General features: G+C 72.2%; 12 protein-coding genes. 6 read left to right on the top strand and 6 right to left on the bottom strand.

Annotation, left to right across the window (positions count from 1 at the left end):
* The first annotated feature begins 280 nt into the window (after positions 1 to 280).
* The 5 genes from ACZ45E_RS08270 to ACZ45E_RS08250 all read left to right on the top strand — a co-directional run bounded on the left by ACZ45E_RS08270 (position 281) and on the right by ACZ45E_RS08250 (position 6388).
* A complete protein-coding gene (locus tag ACZ45E_RS08270) occupies positions 281 to 1711 on the top strand; it encodes a Cys-Gln thioester bond-forming surface protein (RefSeq protein WP_468218050.1) in 1431 nt (476 codons plus the stop codon).
* 166 nt (positions 1712 to 1877) lie between these two features.
* Positions 1878 to 3323, top strand: coding sequence for an argininosuccinate synthase (gene argG, locus ACZ45E_RS08265; RefSeq protein ID WP_468218048.1), 1446 nt, complete (start codon positions 1878 to 1880; stop codon positions 3321 to 3323).
* 304 nt (positions 3324 to 3627) lie between these two features.
* Positions 3628 to 5292: an energy-dependent translational throttle protein EttA gene (gene ettA, locus ACZ45E_RS08260; RefSeq protein ID WP_468218045.1), complete on the top strand. Its 1665-nt coding sequence runs from the start codon at positions 3628 to 3630 to the stop codon at positions 5290 to 5292.
* Positions 5292 to 5711, top strand: coding sequence for an acyl-CoA thioesterase (locus ACZ45E_RS08255; protein WP_468218043.1), 420 nt, complete (start codon positions 5292 to 5294; stop codon positions 5709 to 5711). Before ettA ends, ACZ45E_RS08255 begins: the two co-directional genes overlap by 1 nt.
* Complete coding sequence (locus ACZ45E_RS08250) at positions 5708 to 6388, top strand: DUF8010 domain-containing protein (RefSeq protein WP_468218040.1); 681 nt, start codon at positions 5708 to 5710, stop codon at positions 6386 to 6388. The genes ACZ45E_RS08255 and ACZ45E_RS08250 overlap by 4 nt, the downstream gene beginning before the upstream one ends.
* A 42-nt stretch (positions 6389 to 6430) precedes the next feature.
* Here ACZ45E_RS08250 and ACZ45E_RS08245 read toward each other — a convergent pair whose 3' ends face one another.
* The gene (locus tag ACZ45E_RS08245) at positions 6431 to 6835 is read right to left on the bottom strand and encodes a globin (protein ID WP_468218038.1); all 405 of its coding nucleotides are present in this window, start codon (positions 6833 to 6835) and stop codon (positions 6431 to 6433) included.
* Positions 6836 to 6943: 108 nt separating this feature from the next.
* Between ACZ45E_RS08245 and ACZ45E_RS08240 the strand changes: the two genes are divergently transcribed.
* Positions 6944 to 7942: a methyltransferase domain-containing protein gene (locus ACZ45E_RS08240; RefSeq protein WP_468218037.1), complete on the top strand. Its 999-nt coding sequence runs from the start codon at positions 6944 to 6946 to the stop codon at positions 7940 to 7942.
* 115 nt (positions 7943 to 8057) lie between these two features.
* On the opposite strand, the gene ACZ45E_RS08235 is transcribed toward ACZ45E_RS08240, so the two are convergent.
* The 5 genes from ACZ45E_RS08235 to ACZ45E_RS08215 all read right to left on the bottom strand — a co-directional run bounded on the left by ACZ45E_RS08235 (position 8058) and on the right by ACZ45E_RS08215 (position 16172).
* Entirely contained in the window at positions 8058 to 9299 is a 1242-nt protein-coding gene (locus tag ACZ45E_RS08235; RefSeq protein WP_468218035.1) for an FHA domain-containing protein, read from the bottom strand.
* A 60-nt stretch (positions 9300 to 9359) separates the two neighbouring features.
* On the bottom strand, positions 9360 to 10703 hold the full coding sequence (locus ACZ45E_RS08230) for a vWA domain-containing protein (RefSeq protein WP_468218033.1): 1344 nt from the start codon (positions 10701 to 10703) through the stop codon (positions 9360 to 9362).
* 96 nt (positions 10704 to 10799) lie between these two features.
* Entirely contained in the window at positions 10800 to 12104 is a 1305-nt protein-coding gene (locus tag ACZ45E_RS08225) for a PP2C family serine/threonine-protein phosphatase (RefSeq protein WP_468218030.1), read from the bottom strand.
* A gap of 31 nt (positions 12105 to 12135) precedes the next feature.
* Positions 12136 to 14847, bottom strand: coding sequence for a serine/threonine-protein kinase (locus tag ACZ45E_RS08220; protein WP_468218029.1), 2712 nt, complete (start codon positions 14845 to 14847; stop codon positions 12136 to 12138).
* Positions 14848 to 14849: 2 nt separating this feature from the next.
* On the bottom strand, positions 14850 to 16172 hold the full coding sequence (locus ACZ45E_RS08215; protein ID WP_468218026.1) for a hypothetical protein: 1323 nt from the start codon (positions 16170 to 16172) through the stop codon (positions 14850 to 14852).
* Between the last annotated feature and the right edge of the window lie 15 nt (positions 16173 to 16187).

Below are 16187 nucleotides of genomic sequence, written 5' to 3'. Positions count from 1 at the left end.
TTTGTCGATAAGCCCAGTTCGGAGGCGGTGTTGGCGATAACGATTGCGAGTCGGATCGGTTGCCGGGAGACAGCTGCGGGGATCGTCATGGGCTGCTTCCCTAGGATGCCGGGCGTGGCTCCATGGGCTTCGGGGGACCGAGAGTTCCCGGAGCCGCGGGGGCTGCACGGGCTTCGAGAGTCTCAAGGGACTCGATCCAAGAGGCTTCGAAGGACTCATTGATTTCGCCGGCGGGACACCACCCCCCATGTGTCACCACGTCCTGCCTGAAGGGAATTACGTGTTTTCTGTGTTCTCACGGGCCGGACACCGCGGACGGCGACGCGCCGCCCGCCTCGCCGCGGCGGCCCTGGTGTCGGGACTCGCGGTGACCGGAGCGATATCCGGAACCGGCTCCGCCTTCGCGGACGACGGCACCAAGGAGCCGGGCGGCGCGAGCGCCACCATAGGGGGCCTGGAGACGTACGGGGCCGCCGTGGTCCACGGCGACGGCGGCGGTGACGAGCGGGTCTCCGCGGGGCTCTTCCGGATGACCGTCGACGGCGGCGGGATGTTGCAGACGTACTGCATCGACATCCACAACCCGACGCAGACGGACGCCAAGTACCAGGAAACGCCGTGGAGCGGCACGTCCCTCGGCGGCAACAAGGACGCCGGTCGGATCCGCTGGATCCTGCAGAACTCCTACCCCCAGGTCAACGATCTCGCCGCGCTCGCCCGCAAGGCAGGCGCAGGCACCCTCACCGAGCAGGACGCCGCGGCCGGTACGCAGGTCGCCATCTGGCGCTACTCCGACAAGGCCGACGTCGACGCCGTGAGCCCCGCCGCGGAGAAGCTCGCGGACTACCTGCAGAGGAGCGCCCTCGCCCTGGGTGAGCCGGGAGCGTCGCTCTCCCTCTCGCCGGCGGCCGTCTCCGGACGACCGGGTGAGCGGCTCGGCCCGGTCACCGTGCACACGAACGCGGACGCCGTCTCCGTGGCGCCGCCCGCCGAGGCCGCCGCGGAGGGGGTGACGGTCATCGACGAGGACGGCAAGCCGGTCACCTCCGCGACCGACGGCAGCCGCCTCTTCCTCGACGTGCCCGAGGCCGCGGCGGCGGGATCGGCCGAGCTGACCCTGCAAGCGTCGACGACCGTGCCGGTCGGCCGGGCCTTCGCCTCCGACACCCGCAGCCAGACGCAGATCCTCGCGGGCTCCAGCGAGTCCACGGTCGCGGCGACCGCGACGGCGAACTGGGCCGACAAGGGCGCGGTACCGGCTCTCTCGGCGCGGAAGAACTGCGCGAAGAGCGGGGTGGACATCACCGCGGTGAACAAGGGCGACAAGGCGTTCACCTTCACGCTGATGGGCGCCGGGTACACGATCCCGGCGGGGGCCTCGCGGACGGTGACGATCCCGTTGCAGGAGGACCAGGCGTACGACTTCACGATCCAGGGGCCGCACGGCTTCGAGAAGCGGCTGCGCGGAGTGCTCGACTGCCGCACGGTGGCCGAGGCGATGACCTCCGCCGACGACGGGCTGACCACCCAGACGACGACGCAGCCGAGCCCGGCGTCCGTCGGCGGCACCGGCATCGGCACGGACCTCGCCGAGACGGGCAGCTCCAACGCGACGCCGGTGATCGCGGGCGTCGCGATCGCGCTGGTGGTGTTCGGCGGAGTCGCCCTTGTCCTGGTCCGGAAGAAGAAGGCGCCGACCGAGGGCGAGTAAACGCGCCCGGCCGAACCCCGCGCCGTCCGTCGCCCACCGCCCGAGGCATCCGCGTCCGCGCTGTCTGAGTCCCGCGCCACCTGTTCCGGCTCGCCCGGAACTCTCCGGTGGGGCGGGTACGCGGAGCCTCTTTGCATGACCATGCGCGATAATGCATACTCTTCCTATGTCCAAGGTCCTCACCTCTCTTCCCGTCGGCGAGCGCGTCGGCATCGCCTTCTCGGGTGGCCTCGACACCTCTGTCGCGGTCGCGTGGATGCGTGACAAGGGCGCCGTCCCCTGCACCTACACGGCGAACATCGGCCAGTACGACGAGCCCGACATCGACTCGGTCCCCGGGCGTGCGCAGGCGTACGGTGCCGAGGTCGCCCGCCTGGTCGACTGCCGCGAGGCGCTCGTCGAGGAAGGGCTCGCCGCACTCACCTGCGGGGCGTTCCACATCCGCTCGGGCGGGCGCGCCTACTTCAACACCACGCCGCTGGGCCGCGCCGTCACCGGCACGCTGCTGGTCCGGGCGATGCTCGAGGACAACGTCCAGATCTGGGGCGACGGCTCCACGTTCAAGGGCAACGACATCGAGCGGTTCTACCGCTACGGCCTGCTCGCCAACCCGAACCTGCGGATCTACAAGCCCTGGCTCGACGCGGACTTCGTGACCGAGCTCGGCGGCCGCAAGGAGATGTCGGAGTGGCTCGTCGCCCACGAGCTGCCGTACCGCGACAGCACGGAGAAGGCGTACTCCACCGACGCCAACATCTGGGGAGCCACCCACGAGGCGAAGACCCTGGAGCACCTCGACACGGGCGTGGAGACGGTCGAGCCCATCATGGGCGTCCGCTTCTGGGACCCGTCGGTCGAGATCCCCACCGAGGACGTCACGATCGGCTTCGACCAGGGCCGGCCCGTGACGATCAACGGCAAGGAGTTCGCCTCCGCCGTCGACCTGGTGATGGAGGCCAACGCGATCGGCGGCCGCCACGGCCTGGGCATGTCCGACCAGATCGAGAACCGGATCATCGAGGCCAAGAGCCGCGGCATCTACGAGGCGCCCGGCATGGCCCTCCTGCACGCCGCGTACGAGCGCCTCGTGAACGCGATCCACAACGAGGACACCCTCGCCCAGTACCACAACGAGGGCCGGCGCCTCGGCCGTCTCATGTACGAGGGGCGCTGGCTGGACCCGCAGGCCCTGATGGTCCGCGAATCGCTCCAGCGCTGGGTCGGCGCCGCCGTCACCGGCGAGGTCACCCTGCGGCTGCGGCGCGGCGAGGACTACTCGATCCTCGACACGACCGGGCCGGCCTTCAGCTACCACCCGGACAAGCTGTCGATGGAGCGCACCGAGGACTCGGCGTTCGGCCCGGTGGACCGGATCGGCCAGCTCACCATGCGCAACCTCGACATCGCCGACTCGCGCGCCAAGCTGGAGCAGTACGCCGTCCTCGGCCTCATCGGCACCGCCAACCCGGCGATCGGCGCCGCCCAGGCCGCCGCGACCGGCCTGATCGGCACCATGCCCGAGGGCGGCGCCGAAGCCATCGCCTCCCGCGGCGAGGTCTCCGACGACGCGGAACTCCTGGACCGCGCCGCGATGGAGTTCGGCACGGACTGACGCCCCCGCCGCGACGGACATCGACACCTCCTAGACATCCGTCCGACTCCGTCCGACGTCCCCCGGCCCGGCCCGGCGCTTCCCCAGCGCCGGGCCGGCCGCGTTCAAAGCCGACGCCCGGCGACCGCCAGTGCCAGCCCCACTACGCCCGCACGCCCCGAACCCCCAGCTCAGGCCCACCCCCTGATACGGGTTTCCGCCCAGGGGTGGCCGTACGGCAAGATGGGGTGTATCTGCCCTCACGCGGGTGAGCCGCATCGCTCGGGCCCCTCGCTGCCACACTTCGACTGCCGGACGGTTTCTCTTGGCTGAGTTCATCTACACCATGCGCAAGGCGCGTAAGGCGCACGGCGACAAGGTGATCCTCGACGACGTCACCCTGAGCATGTACCCCGGGGCGAAGATCGGCGTCGTCGGTCCGAACGGTGCCGGTAAGTCGACCGTGCTGAAGATCATGGCGGGGATCGAGCAGCCGTCCAACGGTGACGCGTTCATCTCGCCCGGTTACAGCGTCGGCATCCTCATGCAGGAGCCGGAGCTCGACGAGTCGAAGACCGTCCTGGAGAACGTGCAGGACGGCGCCGCCGAGATCATGGGCAAGCTCAATCGCTTCAACGAGGTCGCCGAGCTCATGGCCACCGATTACTCGGAGGCGCTCATGGAGGAGATGGGCAAGCTCCAGGAGGACCTCGACCACGCCGACGCGTGGGACCTCGACGGTCAGCTGGAGCAGGCCATGGACGCCCTGGGCTGCCCGCCCGGCGACTGGCCCGTCACCAACCTCTCCGGTGGTGAGAAGCGCCGCGTCGCGCTCTGCAAGCTCCTCATCGAGGCGCCCGACCTGCTCCTCCTCGACGAGCCCACCAACCACCTCGACGCCGAGTCGGTGAACTGGCTGGAGCAGCACCTCGCCCAGTACAAGGGCACCGTCGTGGCCATCACCCACGACCGGTACTTCCTCGACAACGTCGCCGAGTGGATCCTCGAACTCGACCGCGGCCGCGCGATCCCCTACGAGGGCAACTACTCCACGTACCTGGAGAAGAAGTCCGAGCGCCTCAAGGTCGAGGGCAAGAAGGACGAGAAGCGGCAGAAGCGGCTGAAGGAGGAGCTCGAATGGGTTCGCTCCAACGCCAAGGGCCGGCAGACCAAGTCCAAGTCGCGTCTCGCACGCTACGAGGAGATGGCGGCCGAGGCCGACAAGATGCGGAAGCTGGACTTCGAGGAGATCCAGATTCCCCCGGGCCCGCGCCTGGGCAGCATCGTCGTCGAGGTCAACAAGCTCAGCAAGGCCTTCGGCGACAAGGTGCTCATCGACGACCTGTCGTTCACGCTGCCGCGCAACGGCATCGTCGGCGTCATCGGCCCGAACGGTGCAGGTAAGACGACCCTGTTCAAGATGATCCAGGGCCTGGAGACGCCGGACTCCGGCGAGATCAAGGTCGGCGAGACCGTCAAGATCAGCTACGTCGACCAGAACCGCTCCAACATCGACCCGAAGAAGACCCTCTGGGCCGTGGTCAGCGACGAGCTCGACTACATCAACGTCGGGCAGGTGGAGATGCCGTCGCGCGCGTACGTCTCCGCCTTCGGCTTCAAGGGCCCCGACCAGCAGAAGCCCGCGGGCGTGCTCTCCGGCGGTGAGCGCAACCGCCTCAACCTGGCGCTCACCCTCAAGCAGGGCGGCAACCTGCTGCTCCTCGACGAACCGACCAACGACCTCGACGTCGAGACGTTGAGCAGCCTGGAGAACGCGCTCCTCGAGTTCCCGGGCTGCGCCGTGGTCGTCTCCCACGACCGCTGGTTCCTGGACCGGGTCGCCACGCACATCCTCGCCTACGAGGGTGACTCCAAGTGGTTCTGGTTCGAGGGCAACTTCGACTCGTACGAGAAGAACAAGGTCGAGCGCCTCGGTGCCGACGCCGCCCGGCCGCACCGCGCCACGTACAAGAAGCTGACCCGCGGCTGATGGCTCGCCACGTATACGCCTGCCCCCTGCGCTGGGCGGACATGGACGCGTACGGCCACGTCAACAACGTGGTCTTCCTCCGCTACCTGGAGGAAGCCCGTATCGACTTCCTGTTCCGCCCGGACAAGGACTTCCAGCAGGGGTCCGTCGTGGCGCGCCATGAGATCGACTACAAGCGGCAGTTGGTCCACCGGCACGCGCCGGTGGCCATCGAGATGTGGGTCACGCAGATAAGGGCGGCCTCCTTCACGCTCGCCTACGAGGTCAAGGACCCGGACCAGCTGTACGTCCGGGCGTCGACGGTGATAGTGCCGTTCGACTTCGAGGCGCAGCGGCCGCGCCGGCTCACCGCCGACGAGCGGTCCTTCCTGGAGGAGTACCAGGACGACGAGGGCGACGCGGGGGCGCTGGCCGCATGAGCGCGCCCGTGCTGCACTTCGCCGACGCCGGGGAGGCGGCGGACCTCGCCGCCTTCCTCGGCCGGCTCCTGCACTACGACAAGGCCGCCGCGGTACGTCTCCAGGTGCAGGCCGGCGGGAAGGCGCTCGCCGTGTTCGGGCGGCCGCCGTCGTTCGAGGTGCTGGCGATCCGCGCGGCCCGTCTCCTGAAGCCGTACGAGAACGGGATCGACGACGCCCTCGACGTGACCGTGTCGGCGGGGGAGCTGCTCGAATCGGTGAACGAGGGCGCCGCCACCGCCGTACTGCCCGGGGCCGTCACCGGACCTCCCTGGGCCGGGCTGCTGCCGCCGCGCGGTGGCTGGGAGCGCGTCCAGGGCTTCCCCGGGGCCGAGGCGCTGCGTGGCCTCGTGAAGGTCGCCGTGGGGGAATTCCGGGCGCGGGTCGAGGAGTTGGCGCCCGAGGCGCGCGACCGTGCCGGGCTCGACCGTATCGGGCGGGAGATCTGGTCCCGGGAGATCGGGGGCAGCGGGGTGCCGGTGCGTATCGCGCACGCCGCCGCCTCGCTCGGCTTCCTCCGCGGTGACCACGTCGACCTGCTGGCGGCGGGGGCGTGGGTGCGGTTGCGCACCGCGTACGGATCCGTGGCCCTGCGGCGTGGAACCGGCCTCGGCGGCCTCCAGGTCACCCCCGCCTGACCGGCCACCGGGGAGCGGCGCCCGTTCGGCGCTGCCCCGGGGTCAGCCCTCGGTGTTCACCATCGAGGCCGCCGCGTACGTCAGGTAGTTCCACAGCGTCCGCTCGTGCTCCTCGGACAGCCCGAGCTCGTCCACCGCGACCCGCATGTGCTTCAGCCACGCGTCGTGCGCCGCCCGGTCCACCTGGAACGGGGAGTGCCGCATCCGCAGCCGCGGGTGGCCCCGGTTGTCGCTGTAGATGCGCGGGCCGCCCCAGTACTGCATCAGGAACAGGGCGAACCGCTCCTCGGCGGGGCCCAGATCCTCCTCCGGGTACATGGGGCGCAGCAGCGGGTCCTGTGCGACGCCCTCGTAGAAGCGGTGCACGAGGCGGCGGAAGGTCTCCTCGCCGCCCACCTGCTCGTAGAACGTCTGCTCCTGAAGCGTGTCGCGCGGGATCTCAGTCACCTCCCCATGCTCTCAGACCGGGTGACCTAGGACTTCGGACTCAGGACTCCGCCCCCGGCGCGGACGCCGGGGCTCGCCGATCCGGCGTCGGCGCAGGACAGTGGAGCCATGGGCGCAGAGCACGGCGAGGAATCCGGCGAGTTCGACCTGCTCGCCGTACGGGCGCGGGCCGCGCTCGCGCGGGAGATCGCGGAGAGCGGCGTGTGGGACGCCGATCCCCGGTGGCGTCAGGCGTTCGAGCACGTGCCGCGCCATCTCTTCGTGCCGTACTACTTCCTCGGCGTCCCCGGCGGCTACGAACGGCTGTGGGGCGAGCACCCCGACCCCGGGCGGCGCCGACGCTGGCTGCGCGGCGCCTACGCGGACCAGCCGCTGGCGACCCGGCTGCGCGACGGGGAGCTGGTCTCCTCCAGCAGCCAGCCGTCGCTGATGGCCCGGATGCTGGCCGACCTGGAGGTACGGGAAGGGGACCGGGTCCTGGAGATCGGCGCGGGCACCGGCTACAACGCGGCGCTCCTCGCCCACCGTCTCGGCGACGGGCATGTGACCACCGTCGACCTCGACCCCGAGATCACCGAATCGGCGCGGACCCACCTCGCCGCCGCCGGGTACCGGCCCGCCGTCGTCACCGGGGACGGGGCGCGCGGGTGCGCCGAACGGGCGCCCTACGACCGGATCATGGCCACGTGCGCGCTGCGCTCGGTACCGGTGGCGTGGCTCGGGCAGTGCCGGCCGGGGGCGCGGATCCTGCTGCCCCTGTCGACGGGGCTGCTGGCGTTGAGCGTGCGGGACGCGACCCACGCCGAGGGGCGGTTCCTGCACACCCCGGCGTACTTCGTCGCGCTGCGGGGCGACACGCAGGGGCAGGTGGCCGAGCCGCAGACCGGGGGGCTGCCGCGGTGGGTGCTGCGGGAGGAGACGTTCCGTTTCCTGCTGACGCTCACGGCCGGGGCGATGGACGCGCACGAGGCGGCGGCGCTGTGGGAGCGGGAGGGGCGGCCGGCGCGGGAACGGTTCGGGGTGACCGTCGCCGGGGGCCGGGAGTGGGCGTGGCTGGACGATCCGGCCGGGCCGTACGTGTGGGCGCTGAACGGGCGGGCGCCGTAGGGGTGGGGGCTGCGTACGGCCGGGTGCGGGCCGGTGGGGCTTCTCGCGTGGTTCCCCGCGCCCCTGAGAGGCGCACTTCGTGCGCCGTCCCAGGGGGCCGCGGGGGGCCGGGGTCTCAGCCCCGGTGAATGGTGATCGTGGTCCAGGCGCCCACGTGCACCCGGTCGCCGTCCTGGAGCGGCACGGGGACGAACGGCTGGATCGGCTCCTCGCCACCGTTGACCGTCGTGCCGTTCGTCGAGTTCTGGTCGACGACGGCCCACGTGCCGTCCGGCTGCTGCACCAGCACCGCGTGCGAGTGCGAGACGCCCGGGTCCTCCGGCGGCACCGACAGATCGATGTCGGGGGTGTCGCCGGTGGAGTGGCGGCGGCGGCCGATCGTGAGCTGGTTGCCGACGAGCTGACGCTGCTGCTCGGGCGAGTACGCGGGCAGGTTCAGGCCCGACGCCTCGGGGCCGCTGCGGTGCATCATCGCCATGAAGTACTCGCGGTCGGGGCCGATCGTCGCGGACCAGCTCACCGGGGCGTGCTGCTGCTGGTGCTGCGGCGGCTGCTGCTGCGTGTACTGCTGCGGGGGCTGCTGATGCTGCTGGGGCGGCTGCTGCTGGGGCGGCTGCTGCTGGTAGGGCGGCGCGGTCGTCGCCGGGGACGACGGCGGCGAGATCACCCAGTCGTCACCGTTCGCACCACCGCCAGGGCCGCCACCAGGGCCGCCACCGGCTCCGCCCCCACCGAACGACGGGTTGGACGGGTACGGCGGCGGCGCGAGCGGGCCCGGCTGCGTCGGAGCGGGGGCCGGTGGCCGCTGCTGGAACGCCTGCGGGACACCGCCACCCGTGCCGTTCGGCCCCTGCGGCGGGAACGGGGACGGGCCCGAGGGCTCACCGCCGAACGGGTTCGGCGGGATCGGCTCGGCCGGCCGGTTCATCTGCGAGGGGCGCGAGCCCTGGTACTCGTACGGGTCGCGGCCCTGCGGCGGCTGCTGGAACCGCAGCGCCGGGTTCGGCCCCTGCGGACCGCCGGGGCCGCCGGGACCACCGGGACCACCGGGTCCGCCCTGGTTGGGCAGGGGCGGGTTCGGGGCCGCCGGGGTGTACGACGTCGCCGTGTTCGTGAGGAAGTTCCAGCGGCACTCCTCGCAGAACGGGGCGCCACCCTCCCTCGGCGTACGGCACTGCGGGCAGAGCTCGGGCGCTCCGCCCATGCCTCCGGGCGCCTGCGGCGCGGACGGCCCGGGATATCCGTAACCGGCCGGTGGCGGCGGGGGAGGCGGGGGCACGGCACCGGTCATGCGGTGACCGCAGACCTCGCACCAGTCGTCGGAACCCGACTGGTGTCCGTTCGGGCAGGTCGGCATGTCGGCGCTTCCCCCTCTCCTTCGTACGTATTCGTACGTCAGTCTGAGCTGTGGTTGCTGTTACTTCTTCACGCGAACGGTCTTGGTGGAGCGGGTCTCGAGAGTCATCTCGTCGGCCTCCGCGACCTTCGCCTTCAATCGAACAGTACCTTCCGCGGCGTCGACCACGTCCACCACCTTCGAAAGCAGTTTCGCCGTATCGGCGTTCCCGGAGAGCGCCGCGAGCTGCACCGCCCGGCCCAGTTTCGCGGTCGCCCCGTCCGCGTCGCCCGCCTTGCGCGCGTCCAGGCCCTGCTGGATGACCTGGGCCAGTTCGGCCTGGCCCGTGTAGTGGGCGACCTGCGGGTTGATCGACGTAGAGGCGGTCATGTCGTCCGTCCACACCGCGCGGACGAGCCCCTGCGAGAGAGTCTGCGCCGAGCCGTCCGGCTGGGGGATCACCAGGGAGACGCGGGCCGCCAGCATCTCCTGGCCGAGCTCGGCCCGCGGGACCTGGACACACACGTGGTAGTCGCGGGACTCGTCACCCCACGAGCCGGTCGGGTAGTCGCCCGCCCGCGGTCCCGCCTCCGTGCGGCGCTCCGTCAACTCACCGACGCTGGGCGCCACCTGCTTCACGAACTTGATCTCCGAGCCGAGCGGCGTCCACAGGCGCAGCGCGACGTCGGCGACCTCCTTGCCCATCGCCGTCTCCATCATCAGCGCGAAGTCGGACGCCAGGTGCGCGGGGTCGGCGACGATGTCGGCGGTGCCGAGCAGCGCCGAGGCGACACCGGTGACCTCCTTCACCTCCCAGTCCGTGCCGACACCCCGGGCGTCGCAGGTGAAGCGGCCCGCGCACGCGTCCAGCGTGGCCCGCAGGTCCTCCGGGGACTCGTGCTCGTTGCGCCCGTCGGTGAGCAGGATGCCGTGCCGGATCCCCACGTCCGCGGAGGACAGGAGACGGTCGGCCAGACGCAGCCAGGTGCCGATCGCGGTGCCGCCGCCCGCGGAGAGCTTGCGCAGCGCCTGCTTGGCCTGGGCGCGGGTGGACTCGTCGGCGACGGCGAGCCGGCCGCCGCCCGGGTAGACCTCCTTGGCGACGTGGGTGCCCGCGATCACCGCGAAGTGCACACCGTCGCGCAGGGTGTCGATCGCCGCGGCGGAGGCGTCGCGGGCCCCGCGCATCTTCGTCGGCGGGTAGTCCATCGAGCCGGAACAGTCCACCATGAGCGCCACCGCCGCCTCGGGGCCGTCGCCCGCGCTGTAGAGGTGCGGGGCGCCCACGGCGGTGCCGACGGTGCCGCCGCCGGTGGACGTCACGGTGACGATCGCGTTGACCTCGCGGCCGCCCTCCGGCAGGAACTCGTTCTGATAGACCTCGACCGAGAACTGCGGGACGTTCGACTTCGAGAAGTTGGCCATGGTGACAAGTCCCCCCTGAACAAGACCATTGCTGACATTCGGCGCGCACCGCACGGAGCGGTCCCGCCTGGGCCGCACCGCACGGAGCGGTCCCGCCTAGGCCGATCCTGCCCCCTGCCGCGGTACCGGGAACGGCAGCACCGCCACTGTTACGTTGTCGTGGCCGCCGCCGTCCAGGGCGTGGCCGACGAGCACCTGGGCACAGTGCAGCGGGCGGCGCGCCGCGTCGGCGGGCACGATCCGCGCCAGCTCCTCCGCGGCCTCCGCGTAGTTCCACAGCCCGTCGGTGCAGACCAGCACCACACCGGGCCGGTCCGGCTTGAAGGAAGCGGTGTGCGGCTCCAGTTCGTAGGCGTCCGCGCCGAGCCAGCCCGTGATCGCGTGGGCCCGCTCGTCGGCGTACGCCTCCGCCTCGTTCATCAGGCCCGCGGCGACCATCTGCGCGGCCCACGAGTCGTCCTCGGTGAGCCGGGCCGCGGGCGCCGCCCGGTCGTCGGGCACCCAGTAGGCCCGGGAGTCACCGACCCAGCCGACGATCAGCAGCTCGCGCGTGATGATCGAACCGACGAAGGTGCAGGCCGGCGCGTTCTGGTGGGGCTGGTGCTCGCGGGCCGTCTCGGGCTCCTGGGCGAGGGCGTTGACCGACTCGGCGGCCGCCACGATCGCCTCGTGCATGGCCTGCTGCGGGTGCGTGCCGCGGGGCAGCGACTCGTGCAGTGCCTCGTTGGCGGCGCGGGACGCGGCCAGCGACGCGTCGTCGGGGCGGGTCGCCGACGACACCCCGTCGCAGACGACGGCGACGACCGCGGGGAAACCGTCGGGCAGCGCCGCCGAGGAGATCGCGAACGCGTCCTCGTTGCGATGGTGGCGCAGACCGCGGTCGCTGACGGCGGCGACCGCACCCAACTCCTGCTCCATGTGGTCGCGTTCGCGCGGCTGGGCGTGCCCGCAGTTCTCGCAGTAGCCGTCCGCGTCGACCTGCCCGGCACGGCACGCCACGCACACCTTGGTGCCGGCGGGCGGCGTCGCGGCCTCCAGCTGCTCGGGCGGCACCGTCCGCGGATCGGGCGCGGCCAGCGGGAAGTCACCCTCCGCGGGGTCGTCGAACCGTACGGCCGCGGGCAGTTCACCGCCGCCGGACTCGGTGCCCACGAGGTCGGCCGGCAGATGCACCGGCGCGGGCGTCTCCGAACTGCCCGGCTCGGGGGCGTCCGGCCAGTCCACCTCCGCGGCCCCGGCCGCCCGCGGCGCCGCCGGGTCCCGCGCCGCCTCCGGGGCGGCCACGGCCGGCGCCGGCCGGCCGTCGGGCACGGGCGGCACCGACGACAGGTCGTATCCGCAGGCTCCGCAGAAGCGGTCGCCCTCGTCGAGCGGCTCCTCGCAGCTGGGACACACTGACATAGCGGTCGGCTGGTGCGTCTGCGACATCAACTCACACCCACGTCCGGGGGCGGTAGCGGTTGGCCCGCTCCACCAGTTCGATCCTCTCCTCGCCGCGCTGAGCGAGCCTGGCAAGTGTCCGGTACGAGCGCTCCAGGCCGACACGCAGGCCGCGCTCGTCCAGATCATTGCCGAGTACCACCGTGCGCCCGGGGCCCTGGAGCTGACCGGAACCCTGCCTACCGGAGAGTACCCAGTCCAGCGCCGTGCCGAGGACCTCGGTGGACAACTGCTCGCGGCGGACCGCGTCGAGGCCGAACGACTCCAGGGCCTCGACCTGTCCCGCCGCCGCGGTCAGATCGTGCAGCAGCGGGTCGCCGTTGACACCCTCGGTCATACGTCCCCGAAGGCGCGCCCGCACCGAGGCGACGCGGGCCGCCGTGTAGTGGATCGACGACTCCGGGACCGACTCCAGGGTGCGCACCGCGCCGCCCCGGTCACCGGCCGCGAGCTGCACCCGCGCCAGACCGAAGGCGGCGCTGACATAGCTGGGGTCGGTGGACCAGACGAGGCGGTAGTACTCCGCCGCGTTGTCCAGCTGCCCCAGGACCTCCGCGCAGACACCGAGCGCGAGCTTCGGGGCGGGCTCGCCGGGGAACGCGTCGTAGATCGCGTCGAACGACAGCGCCGCGTTCTCGTGGTCGCCCGTCGCGAGCGCCGCCACACCCCGGTACCAGACCACCCGCCAGTCGTCCGGATGGTCGGCCTCCAGCGCCGCCAACCCGGCCACCGCCGCGCCGGGTTCACCCATCTCCAGGCGGGCCCGCAGCTCGCGCAGGCGCAGCTCAAGGGAGCCGGTGGGCGCGGCGTGCAGCGCGGAGAGCAGCTCGGCGGGCGCGGACGCCATCAGGCCCGCGAGGAACCCGGCGTTCGGATCGCCCGGGTCCACCCGCGGCACCGGCAGCGCCAGCGCGGTCGCCGGGCCCTGGAGCCGCTTGACGAGAGCGGACGGCGACGGCGGCAGGGCCGGGGCAGGCGGGGCGGCGAGCGCGGCCGCCCTCTGCCGTACGCGCACGGGGATCACCCGCGCCCCCAGGTACGACACCTCGCCCTCCTGTCGGGCGAACAGCTCCGTGTCCGTCACCTTCACCTCGGGCCCGAACAGGGTCGACAGCGCGGGCCGCGGCCGGCTCGTCTGCAACGCCACCACCTCGCGCAGCACGCCCGTCAGCTGCTCGGTCATCTCCTGCGCGGAGGCGAACCGGCGCGCCGGATCCGGGTCGGTGGCGCGGACGAGGAGCCGGTAGAACGACTCGTACCGGTGGAAGACCTCGATGTTGTCCGGGTCCGGCAGGGAGTCCACGAACACGTTCGTGTAGCCCTGGAAGTCGAAGGTGAGGACCGCGAGGGTACGGGCGACCGTGTACAGGTCGGAGGCGATGGACGGGCCGACCTCGGCGACCTCGGGCGCCTGATAGCCCACCGTGCCGTAGATCGCCGACTCGTCGTCGTCCATCCGCCGGACCGCGCCCATGTCGATGAGCTTGAGCTGGTCCTCGGTCTGTATCGCGTTGTCGACCTTGAAGTCGCAGTACAGCAGGTTGCGGCTGTGCAGATGGCCGAGCGCCTCCAGCGCCTCGATGCCGTACGCGCACGCCTGCTCCACCGGCAGCGGGTCGCGCTTGCCGCCGGGCGTGCGCCGCTCGTTGGCGATCTCCTTCAGCGACTTGCCGCCGACGTACTCCATGACGATGTAGCCGTCCATGGAGCCGGTGCGCTGGTCGAGGTGCTCGACGAAGTTGTAGATGCGGACGATGTTGGAGTGCTCGATCTCCGCGAGGAAACGCCGCTCCGAGATCGCCGCCGCCATCGCGTCCTGGTCACCGGTGTCGAGCAGCCCCTTGAGGACCACCCAGCGGTCGGAGACGGCCCGGTCGACGGCGAGGTAGACCCAGCCGAGGCCGCCGTGCGCCAGGCAACCCACGACCTCGTACTGGCCGTGCACGACATCGCCGGCCCCCAGCTTCGGCACGAACGAGTACGGGTGGCCGCACTTCGTGCAGAACCCCTCCGTGCGGCCAGGCCGGTCGCCGCGCGCCCGCCCCACCGGGGCCCCGCAGTCCGAGCGCGAGCAGAATCGCTTCCGCTCGGGGACCTCAGGGCGGTCCTGCACCATCACGCGCGGGTCGGGCCGCGGCACGTCCGGGACCCGCACCAGACCCGCCCCGAGCCGGGCCCGCCCCGAACTGCTCGCCGCCGAACCCGAACTGCGCACCGACACCGACCGCGACGCCGCACTCCCCGACAGCGCCCGCGACAGCCGCCCCGACACCGACCGGCGCGACTGCGAGGACCGCGACGACGTACGCGAGGACCGCGAGGACCGCGACGACGCCCGCGAACCCGACGCCGAACTCTGCGAGCCGCGCGAGCCACCGGCCGCGATCCCGGTGGGCGGCGACGACACCAGACCCGTCGGCGACACCACCGGAGCCAACCCACAGGTACCGCAGTACAGCTCGCCGCCGCCGACATCCTCGTAGGAGCCGTCGCAGCCGGGCCGCTGACAGGTCAGGGAAACCGCCCCCGACGCCTCCGACACCGAAGACGCCTCCGACACCGACGACGCCCCCGCGGCCTGCGCCGGAGTGCTCACCGCCGCTCCGTCCGGCTTCAACCCGCACGTGTCGCAGTACACCTCACCCGCGACATCCTCGTACGCACCCGGGCAACCGGGCCGCGTGCACTTCTGTGCCTCGGCCATGGCTACGACTCCCCCCTCCGGTCGGTGGGCGCGGCCCGCTCGGGCCCACCCGCCGACAACACCTCAGCGGCCGCCCGCTGATAGCGCAGCACCGCCTCCTCCGCCACCCGCAGATCGCAGGGCGCGCTCCACAGCATGCGGCGCGCCGCGTCGTACCGCTCCACCAGGAACGGGTCCTCCGCGAAACCCAGCCGCCCGACCTTCGCCTTGTACGCGTCGAGCCGCCCGCGCAGCTCCGCGCGGACGGCCAGGGGCGCGGTCACGGCCGTCAACGACTCGCGGGCGCGCAGCAGTTCGTCATCGGCCTTCTCCTCCAACGACTCCAGCAGCGGCGACAACCGGTGCCACTGGCCGTGTCTGCGGTACTCGGCGGCCCTCGCCAGCTGCTCCTGCAACGCCCGCGAAGGACCGGACACCGCCGGCACCTCCGACGCGGCGATCTTCGCGAGGACCTCGCCGCGTGCCGATCTCGCCTCGGCGAGCGTACGGTCCGCGCGTGAGAGCACGTCCCGCAGCCGGCCGAGCCGCGCCTCCGCGTCCTGCCGCACCGTGAGCACGGCCTCGATCTCGCGCCGCACCTCCTCCAGCGCACGCGCCTGCCGGTCGTACGCCGTCGTGTCGGGGCGCCCCCCGCCGGGGGCCGAACTGCCCGGCGCCTTCCGCCAGTACGTGAGCGGGTCCGACACCACCTGCTCACGCAGCCGGGTCAGCGCGCCCGTGATCCGCTCCAGGTCGTCACCGGCCGGATGCTCCCCGGGACGTACGCCCACGGAGTGCGCGAGCCGCCGGGTGCGGCCCAGCTCGGCGGCGAGCAGATCTATCCGGGCGGGCAGCGCCGACCACACCGCGTCCGCGGCCACCACCATGTCGAGCGACGACGCGTACAGGTCGTTCATCCGCGCCACGAGCGCCGCCAGCGTGAACTGCTCGGAGAGCTTCGCCGGCCCGGTGAGCGTCGGCGACGCCGGCCCCTGCCCGGCCGCGGAGGCGACCGTGACGGACTCGCCGCGCAACAGCTCCGTCAGCTGCACGAGGTCGTCCCGGTTCGGCCACTTGCGCCGGGCCCGCACCTCACGGGCCGCACGCAACGCGCCCGCGTACGCGTCGAAGTACGTCCACAACAGCGTGATCGCCTGCTCGGCCGCCGCCCAGCGGTCCCGGGTCGCCCCGGTCAGCTGCGCGCCCTCCAGCAGGCGCCGCCCGGCGTGGTCCTGGAGCGCGAGCAGCGACGTCTCGATCGCCTCGTGCTCCGCGCCGAGCCGGGCCAGGGCACGGTCCACCTCGTCCCGGTCCAGTACCGGACCAGGGGGTCCCGCGGTGCCCATCGATCACCTCTCGCT

The organism is Streptomyces sp. NPDC030991, assembly GCF_055571235.1.
The sequence above is the reverse complement of the archived record's forward strand: the minus strand, read 5'-3'. Positions and strand labels throughout refer to the sequence as shown.